Source organism: Acinetobacter sp. YH12151 (genome assembly GCF_013418355.1).
Lineage (GTDB): Bacteria > Pseudomonadota > Gammaproteobacteria > Pseudomonadales > Moraxellaceae > Acinetobacter > Acinetobacter pseudolwoffii.
In genome coordinates, this window is record NZ_VPCG01000073.1 from 1 (window position 1) to 8,124 (window position 8,124).

The following is an 8,124-nucleotide window of genomic DNA, read 5'->3' on the forward strand; positions in this document are numbered from 1 at the left end:
TGTACACAGTGCACTGGGTTATGTATCGCCTTTTGAGTTTGAAGCAATGTACTATGATAAGATTAACCCGTTAGGTCAGGTGGCCTAACTTAAATAAAAAAGTCTCCGACAAACCCGGTACGGTTCATGGTTCATTAATGCGTCTGGCACCCATAGCAATTTATTACCGAAACAATCCATTACAAGCATGGAAGTATGCAAGCTTAAGTTCGAAGACAACCCATGCCTCACCTGAATGTATACAAGCATGCCAATATTTTTGTTATGTGCTTCTGAATGCTTTAGTCGGAAAAGACAAACGACTGCTTTTCGATATTCAGGATGTTTCCGAATTATCTTGCTTAACGTCGATTGTAAGTTGTGATTTTTTCAACAAATCTATAGGTGAAATTAAAGGCAGTGGATTTGTTCTAGAAAGCCTAGAAGCTGCTCTATGGGCATTTTGGCACACTGATAATTTCAAAGACGCAGTATTGGCAGCTGCAAACCTAGGTGATGATGCTGATACAACAGCCGCAATATGTGGTCAATTGGCCGGTGCATATTATGGTGTAGAGCATATACCCGTTGAATGGCTTGCAAAATTATATCGTAAGGATGATATTGAGCAGATGGCTAGATATTTAACCAATAAAATTCCCTGAACCCTAGTTGATGTAGGAAAGTATTAAAGTGACCGATCAAGACACCGCTCAAGCTAGCGGTCAAGTTAAACGTCTCATCCAGAATATGGAGCAGACGGAATATAGCTTAACTGAGCTGATGGCTTTATTGGATTTATCCAGCAACGTTTCAAAAAAATTATCTTAACCCAGCTTTAGACGCAGGTGTGATTGAACATACCCTTTCTGATAAGCCTAAGAGCTCTAAGCAAAGGTGGGCACTAGTTCCCTAAATTGAAAATTTAGATTGGATCATAATAGGGTCTATAAATATAAAAAATTTAGAATGAACTGTTATAAATCAAAATATTATATTCTTGGTTCAACTGCCACCATCGCTACAGATATTTCTACTTTAAGTTTTAAATTAACTTGAAGTAGAAATATCCATTAATAAATTGTTGTTTTTATGTAGAAATGTGATTAAATTACAAAAAATTAAATATTAGTAGAGGGTAGCTTGCAGTTCGTAATTAATAATCCTTACCGTATTTTGGGGCTTACTGCAAATGCTTCATCAAGAGAAGTAGCAAAAAGAGTAGCTGATTTAGAAACATTTGCTGAGTTTGGTAAGCCAAAAAAATATTCCCTTGATCTAACTGAAATAGCACCTCTTACAAGAACAGTAGATACGATTCAGCAAGCTGCGAAAGATATAGAAAATGATACTGACAAATTGGTATACGCTTTCTTCTGGTTTGCAAAAGTTGATAGTGTTGATGAATTAGCAATTGAATGTATTGAAAACAATCAAGTTCAAAAAGCTTTCGAAATATGGGATCAGCAAATTAGTAAAAATGAAAATGATGCTAAATTTTCATGGCGACTTAATCGAGCTGTTATTTCATTATTTTGGTGCCAAGGTTCAAATTTTGATACTGACAATTTTGAATCAGCGTTGAAAGATTTAGGATATTTAACAGATGACCATTTTCAGGATGTTCAAGGATTTATATTTGGGGAAAGTAATTTAAAAATTGATATAGAACAAATAAATAAAAAAATTATAGATGAGATTCTTAAATTCATAAGTAATTTAGAAGAGCAACCTTATGGTGCATATGGTATTGGCCTATTACATGAGTTTTGGACATTTTCAACAAGTGCACAAGACTATGTACAGACAAAGTTATTTGCACTTTGTATTAATCAGATAGAAACTGCGATCCAAAAGAGTCAGCAGTTGAGGGATACTGAAAATTCAAGTTTTATAAATCAATATAATGGTTTGAAAGAAGTTGAAGACCTGATTTATGAAATAGATGAATTTTCGGAAAATTATAAAATACAAAATATTCTTAATGAGTATGTAGAAGAGGTTAGAAAGTGTTCCCTATATGCAAATAATAAGCTAGATAATCGTGATTTAGCCTATGATTTAATTACATGGGCAGAACAATTACCATCTTATGGACAGGTTGCTGAAGAGGTAAAGGTAAATAAAGAACAACTAATAGATTTAATTGAAAATGATAAATTTTCAAAAAACTACTCATCTATCGCTGAGTATATGGAAAGAGACATTAATTCAATCGAAGATGCTAGAAAAATTTTAAATATCTTTAAACAAGAATTAAAACAGATAGATATACATGATGACATGTATTACAAAGTATCTTCTTATTGTGTGACGAAAATTTTGAACTTTTTAATTGATGAATTTAATGATGCACATAATAGATTGGAAAACCACCAAGATATAGCATATTTCCTGAGTGTGGCTAAGCCTGTATGTAGCTTAATAGAAATAATGAGAACGTTCGAACTTGTGCCTGAGGTGGAGGATCGAGTTGAACGGAATTATAAAAATATTAAAGAACAGATTGAAGAGTTTGAAAATATTATTAATAAATTCGTGAAAACCCAAAATAATCATCAATATGAACCATCATCCTATCAAGAGCCTGGGTTTTATAAGTCAGATAAAGATATTGTATTTAGTGGGGCACTAGGTGGTTTAGCTGAACTTTGGGGATGGAATGCTGGTTTTCTAAGAATTTTGTTTGTTGTAGTTAGCGTATTTACATCTATTTGGCCAGGTGTAATTGCATATATCGTACTTAATATGATCATGCCTAAAAGAAATTAAGGTTTGAGTATTTAAAAATGAAGAATTCAATGAAAAGAATAGCTGTACTTATAGTATTGGGTGGGATGTTAGGGCATGCTTCAGCAGCATCTAATGAGCAAATTCCACAGGATATACGTGTTAAATTTGGCGAGCTTGAAAATTTAAACAAGCAGGCATTAGAACAAATTAATCAGATAAAAGCAGAGAGTCTTAAACAGCAAAAAGCATTAATTTCAAAAATTACTGAGCAGGATGAACAACACCAGCTGCAAATTAAAACTCTGAATGATGATTTAAAAATTCTAGAAACTAAGTTGCAGGATAGTATAAAAGCACATACACAAACTGTTGAAAAATTAAATCAGCTCAATAAAACAACGGCAGATACTGCTGCAACAATTAATGACAGTATTGCTACTCGAACAATCGCAGCACTGATCGGGTTGTTTTTAGCATTAGCTTTAATTGCTGCAAGCTACTTCTTACTCAGAAAAAGACAGAATCAATCAAGCGAGGATCTGTCTTCTCAAGTGAAACTAGCTTTAGATAATGTACGGCAAACTGAAGAAAATATTGTGAAGTCTGACATTCAACTTGCTGACCGCTTACATGAAGTTTTAATTCAGCTTAAAGAACAAGCCAAAGTTACACCTATGGTTCAACAGAATAGCGAACCGGATCATAGTCTACCTCTAAAATTGGCGGATGAAATTCATCGTATGCGTAAACGTCTTGCAGCATTGCCTGAAGATACTAAAGGATTGAAGCCTCTCAGTAAGTCATTAGAACGGCTAGAAGATGAGTTATCTGAGCAAGGCTATGAAATTATTGATCATACTGGTGCTGAATATATAGAAAATATGTCGATCAAAGCTCAGGTCATACCAAGTGATGAACTAGAAAATGGTCAAAGTATTATAACGAAGGTTATTGTTCCACAAGTGAATTTTAATGGGGTGATGATTCGTATGGCAGATGTAGAAGTTAGTGTAGGTTAAGGAACTATAAAAATGCGTCAAAAGATTGATTACGGTATTGATTTAGGAACAACAAACTCAGCGATTGCTCGTATGGAGGATGGTGAAGCATTTATTATAAAAAGTGATGATAATCAGATGGATACAACGCCATCTATAGTTTCTTTTAATAAAAAACAAGCTGTTTTTGTAGGATTGAGCGCAAAAAATGCATTAGAGAGAGAATCCGTTAGTTTTCATAGAAATCGAAAAAAAGCTGAGCCAAATGGTTATCAAGAATTTAAAAGAACCATGGGGACGGACCACCAATATACTTCTTCAAATATGCAACGATCTTATACTTCGGAAGAATTATCTGCTGAGGTATTGAAAAAACTGAAAGGTTATATTCGTGATGAGGAAGTCACATCTGCTGTAATTACAGTACCTGCAATGTTTAGGCAAAGCCAATTAGATGCAACACAACGTGCGGCTGAATTGGCTGGTTTTAGTTATTGTGAATTACTTCAGGAACCCATTGCTGCTTCAATCGCTTATGGAGTTAAAGCCAACGCTACTACAGGCTATTGGTTAGTATTTGACTTTGGTGGAGGAACTTTTGATGCTGCATTAATGCATGTTGAAGAAGGCATTATGAAAGTGGTGGATACTGAAGGTGATAATCATCTCGGTGGTAAAAATCTTGATAATGCGATTGTTGATCAGCTCTTAATTCCAGAATTACAAAAGCAATGTGAGTTATCGGATACTCTTGAAAATGAAAGTACTAAAAAACTCCTTCAAGATGCATTAAAAATATATGCTGAAGAAGCAAAAATCGCTTTATCCTCTAAAGAGAAATGGAGTTATTTCTTAGAGGATTTGGGTGAAGATGATGATGGGGAAGAAATTCAAGCTGATCTTGATATTAGTTTGGAGCAGTATGAAAAAGTCGTCAGTCCAATTTTCCAACGTGCAATTGACATCGTTCAAGATGTATTAAAACGTAATAATTTAAGTGGCCGTGATTTAGAGTCTCTTATCCTCGTTGGTGGTCCAACTTTCCAACAAACGTTGCGCCGCATGTTAAAAGAGCAAATTACAGAAAAGGTTGATACAAATATTGACCCGATGACAGCAGTGGCAAAAGGTGCTGCGTTATTTGCTTCTACAAAAGATATTCCAGGGGATCTACAAAAACGTGATAGTTCAAAAGCACAATTAAGCCTGAAATATCCGGAAACGACTGTAGAAACGCATGAAAATTTAGGCATTCGGATTGACCGTGATCAGTCTACAGCCAACTTGCCTGATACGTTTACTTTAGAAATTATTCGTGGTGATAGTGGTTGGTCTTCAGGGAAAGTGATTGTTGAAGGCGATGTAGAAATTATAGAACTCATGTTAAATGAAGGTAAAACCAACCAATTTAACATTAAATTATCTGGACCTGATGGTTCAAATATACCGTGTGAACCAAGTTCCATTACGATTATTCAGGGTATGAAGATTGCTAATGCAACTCTACCTTATAGTGTAGGCATTGAGGTGTATGATACGGTAGATAACAAACAGGGTGTTTACCCACTAGCAGGTTTAGAAAAAAATAAAACTTTACCAGCTAAAGGTAAAGGTTCTTTCAAGACTATGAAAGATATTCGACCAGGTGTTAAAGAAGATCAACTTTTAATACCAATTTATGAATTGAGTCGAGAGAATGCGGGATCTAGAGCCATCTTAAATACATTCTTCGGTAAATTTGCTATCACGGGTCAAGATATTTCTAGTTTTCTTCCTGCGGGAAGTGAGGTGGAAGTAACCTTAAATATTGATGCTTCACGCCGAGGAAAATTATCGGTTTATCTGCCATCTTTAGATGAAAGTTTTGATATTGTCATTGAACCGACAATTGAAAAAGACGTGAAGAAAGAGGAATTACAGAAAGAGATTGTTCAGGCAAAAGCAACAGCACAACGCCTTGCCAATGAAGGTAACAGTGTTGCAGAAAAACAGCTCGAACAGTTAGATGAAACAGAACAAGTTCTGAATGATCGTGGTCATGAACGCTCAAGTAAGGAAGAAGTGAAAGCTAAGCTTCAAGAGTCTTTGATTGAGTTAGATAAGCAAGAAGAAGCTGGCGAGTGGCCAAAAGTGAAGCAAGAGCTTCAGGAAACACTGAATCACCTAATTATGCAAAATAAGCGTTATGGTAATGCTCAGACCAATCGCCTTGTTGAAGAGTCTGAAGAGCATGTTCGCCAAGTGATCGCTGCTAAAGATATTCAATCTGCGAAGAAGTTAGAAAGTCAGTTATCTTCTATGGCATTTGAACTACAAGGACAAGATATTAGTTTCTGGGTAGGTGCTGTCTATTATCTCGATGAAAGTTTTGATGAAATTAAGTGGACAAATCGTGCAGAGGCATATCGTGGTGTACAGAACCTCAAACAATTGCTTAATATGAATCCTAATAAAGATCGTCTTGAGCAGGCAGTTTGGGAGGTTGTGCAATTAATGAGCCCTGAAAGTAAAGCTGCAATGCAAAATGTCAATAATGATCTATTGAGACGTTAAGAAGAAAATGAAGCGAGTCGGTACATTTCCTAAAAAATCGGTGATTGAAAATCAGTATCAAGTACAGAAGTACTTAGGTGAGCATGATTGTTGTGAAGTGTATCGAGTCGTGGACTTAAGCTCTCATGAGCTTAAGCTGATGAAAGTTATTCAAAATGAGCTTCTATCTAAGATCGATATTGATTTATTAGAAGAAAAGTTGCATCAAGCATCTTTGTTAGTACATCCCAATTTGATGATACAGTCTGAATTACAAAACTTTATAAGTGATGAGGTTAAGTATTATTACTTTTTAAATGATTATCTTACAGGTGAATCACTTGAAAATTTAACAGAACGAAAATTAAAGCTTACAGTGACTGAAAGTCTAGATATTTTATTGCCAGTTTTAGAGGTAGTGGACTATTTGGATCATCATAAGAAGCTTCATAAATTCATAGATCCGAGTTATATATATTTGGACTACAGCTCAGAAAAAAAACAAAGTTATTTATGTTTGGTTAAAGTTATTCAATTTTTTTCAGGTTCAAAGAAAAACATAGCTCTAGCATATCAATCTAGTACAAATGTGATTAAAAAAACTGATGCAGAAGATGATCTTTTTGCGTGGGTGGTCGTTTTGTATAAATGTATTACAGGTGTTCATCCTTGGAACTATGATATTGATTGGGAAGAGCAAACAACCAATATTATAAAAAAACGAATAGCACTCCACCGAATGAGTTATCAATCTACGCCTTTATCTTTTTATGAAAGAAGATATGAAAAAGTTGATGATATATTTAGTTTAATTTTAGATGGTAGCCAAATAAAAGAAAAACAATGCATAAGTGATTTTAAAGCTAATTTATTAAAAGTCTTTGATTCATCTAGTAAAATTTTGGGTAATAAGGAGCTTAAATTAGGAAATAATTCAAAAAAAACTAGTGAAAAAAATCCATTGAGAAAAGGTTTGGAAAAAGTTGCAGGTATGAGTGACCTGAAAAAGCAATTGGATGTGGATGTTATACAATCGCTAAGGCAAATTGAAAAATATCAAAAATATGGTATTGAGCCATTAAATGGGATACTGTTATATGGTCCACCTGGTTGTGGTAAGACATTTATTGCGAGATGTTTAGCTGAAGAAATAGGTTATTCATATTTTGAAATAAAACCTTCAGATTTAGCTAGTGTTTATATACACGGAACTCAAGAAAAAATTGCAAAATTATTCAAGGAAGCTGAACAGGAAAAACCTTCATTAATTTTTATTGATGAGATAGATGCTGTGTTACCAAATAGGAATGAGGGTAATTTGAATCACCATCATCTAAGTGAGGTCAATGAATTTTTAGCGCAAATTTCAAATTGTAATGAGAAAGGAATTATTATTATTGGAGCAACAAATCGACCTAAAGCGATAGACTCAGCAATGTTAAGAACAGGTCGATTAGAAAAACATATTTATATAGGTTTCCCGGACTTTAATGCTCGTCTAGATATGCTAAAACAGTATATCGAAAATAGACCATTTTCTGAGGATTTAGATCTTTTTAATGTAGCTATTTTAACGGTTGGTTACACTTCTAGTGATCTTAAATATATAGTAAATGAGACTGCTAAAATGGCATTGAAAAAAGATAGCAAAATTACGGATGAATTTTTTAAAGAGGTTATTGAAAAGTATAAACCATCTGTAAAAAATGATGATAGTTTCAGTCAGTTTTAAGAACAAATAATGGATAGTTTATATGTATTAGTTCAGACTTGATCGTACATTCTTCTTGAAAAAGAGAAAGTTACCCGTTTTGATAAAGGTGTCGAAATCTTAATCAAACAAAGGTAACTTTCTTATGTTGCATACTAACAATCAAATCAT

4 protein-coding genes and 2 pseudogenes are annotated in these 8,124 nt (G+C 34.2%); all 6 read left to right on the top strand.

What is annotated here, in order from left to right; all coding sequences use genetic code 11:
• Positions 1–128: 128 nt before the first annotated feature.
• Positions 129–644 (top strand): annotated as a pseudogene (locus FTU82_RS15035) (ADP-ribosylglycohydrolase family protein); the annotation flags it as partial.
• Positions 645–663: 19 nt separating this feature from the next.
• A pseudogene (locus tag FTU82_RS15040) lies at positions 664–895 on the top strand (Fic family protein); the annotation flags it as partial.
• Positions 896–1,122: 227 nt separating this feature from the next.
• Complete coding sequence (locus FTU82_RS15045) at positions 1,123–2,751, top strand: PspC domain-containing protein (protein WP_180101572.1); 1,629 nt, start codon at positions 1,123–1,125, stop codon at positions 2,749–2,751.
• Positions 2,752–2,768: 17 nt separating this feature from the next.
• Positions 2,769–3,731, top strand: a complete 963-nt coding sequence (locus tag FTU82_RS15050) for a hypothetical protein (protein ID WP_257222009.1) — start codon at positions 2,769–2,771, stop codon at positions 3,729–3,731.
• Positions 3,732–3,743: 12 nt separating this feature from the next.
• Entirely contained in the window at positions 3,744–6,263 is a 2,520-nt protein-coding gene (locus FTU82_RS15055) for an Hsp70 family protein (RefSeq protein WP_180001866.1), read from the top strand.
• A 7-nt stretch (positions 6,264–6,270) separates the two neighbouring features.
• Positions 6,271–7,974 carry an AAA family ATPase gene (locus FTU82_RS15060; RefSeq protein WP_180001867.1) on the top strand — a complete coding sequence of 568 codons (1,704 nt, stop codon included), beginning with the start codon at positions 6,271–6,273 and terminating at the stop codon, positions 7,972–7,974.
• Positions 7,975–8,124 lie beyond the last annotated feature (150 nt).

Coding starts and splice junctions, on each gene's coding strand:
- FTU82_RS15050 (WP_257222009.1), top strand. CDS start 2,769: ATGAAGAATTCAATGAAAAGAATAGCTGTACTTATAGTATTGGGTGGG.
- FTU82_RS15055 (WP_180001866.1), top strand. CDS start 3,744: ATGCGTCAAAAGATTGATTACGGTATTGATTTAGGAACAACAAACTCA.
- FTU82_RS15060 (WP_180001867.1), top strand. CDS start 6,271: ATGAAGCGAGTCGGTACATTTCCTAAAAAATCGGTGATTGAAAATCAG.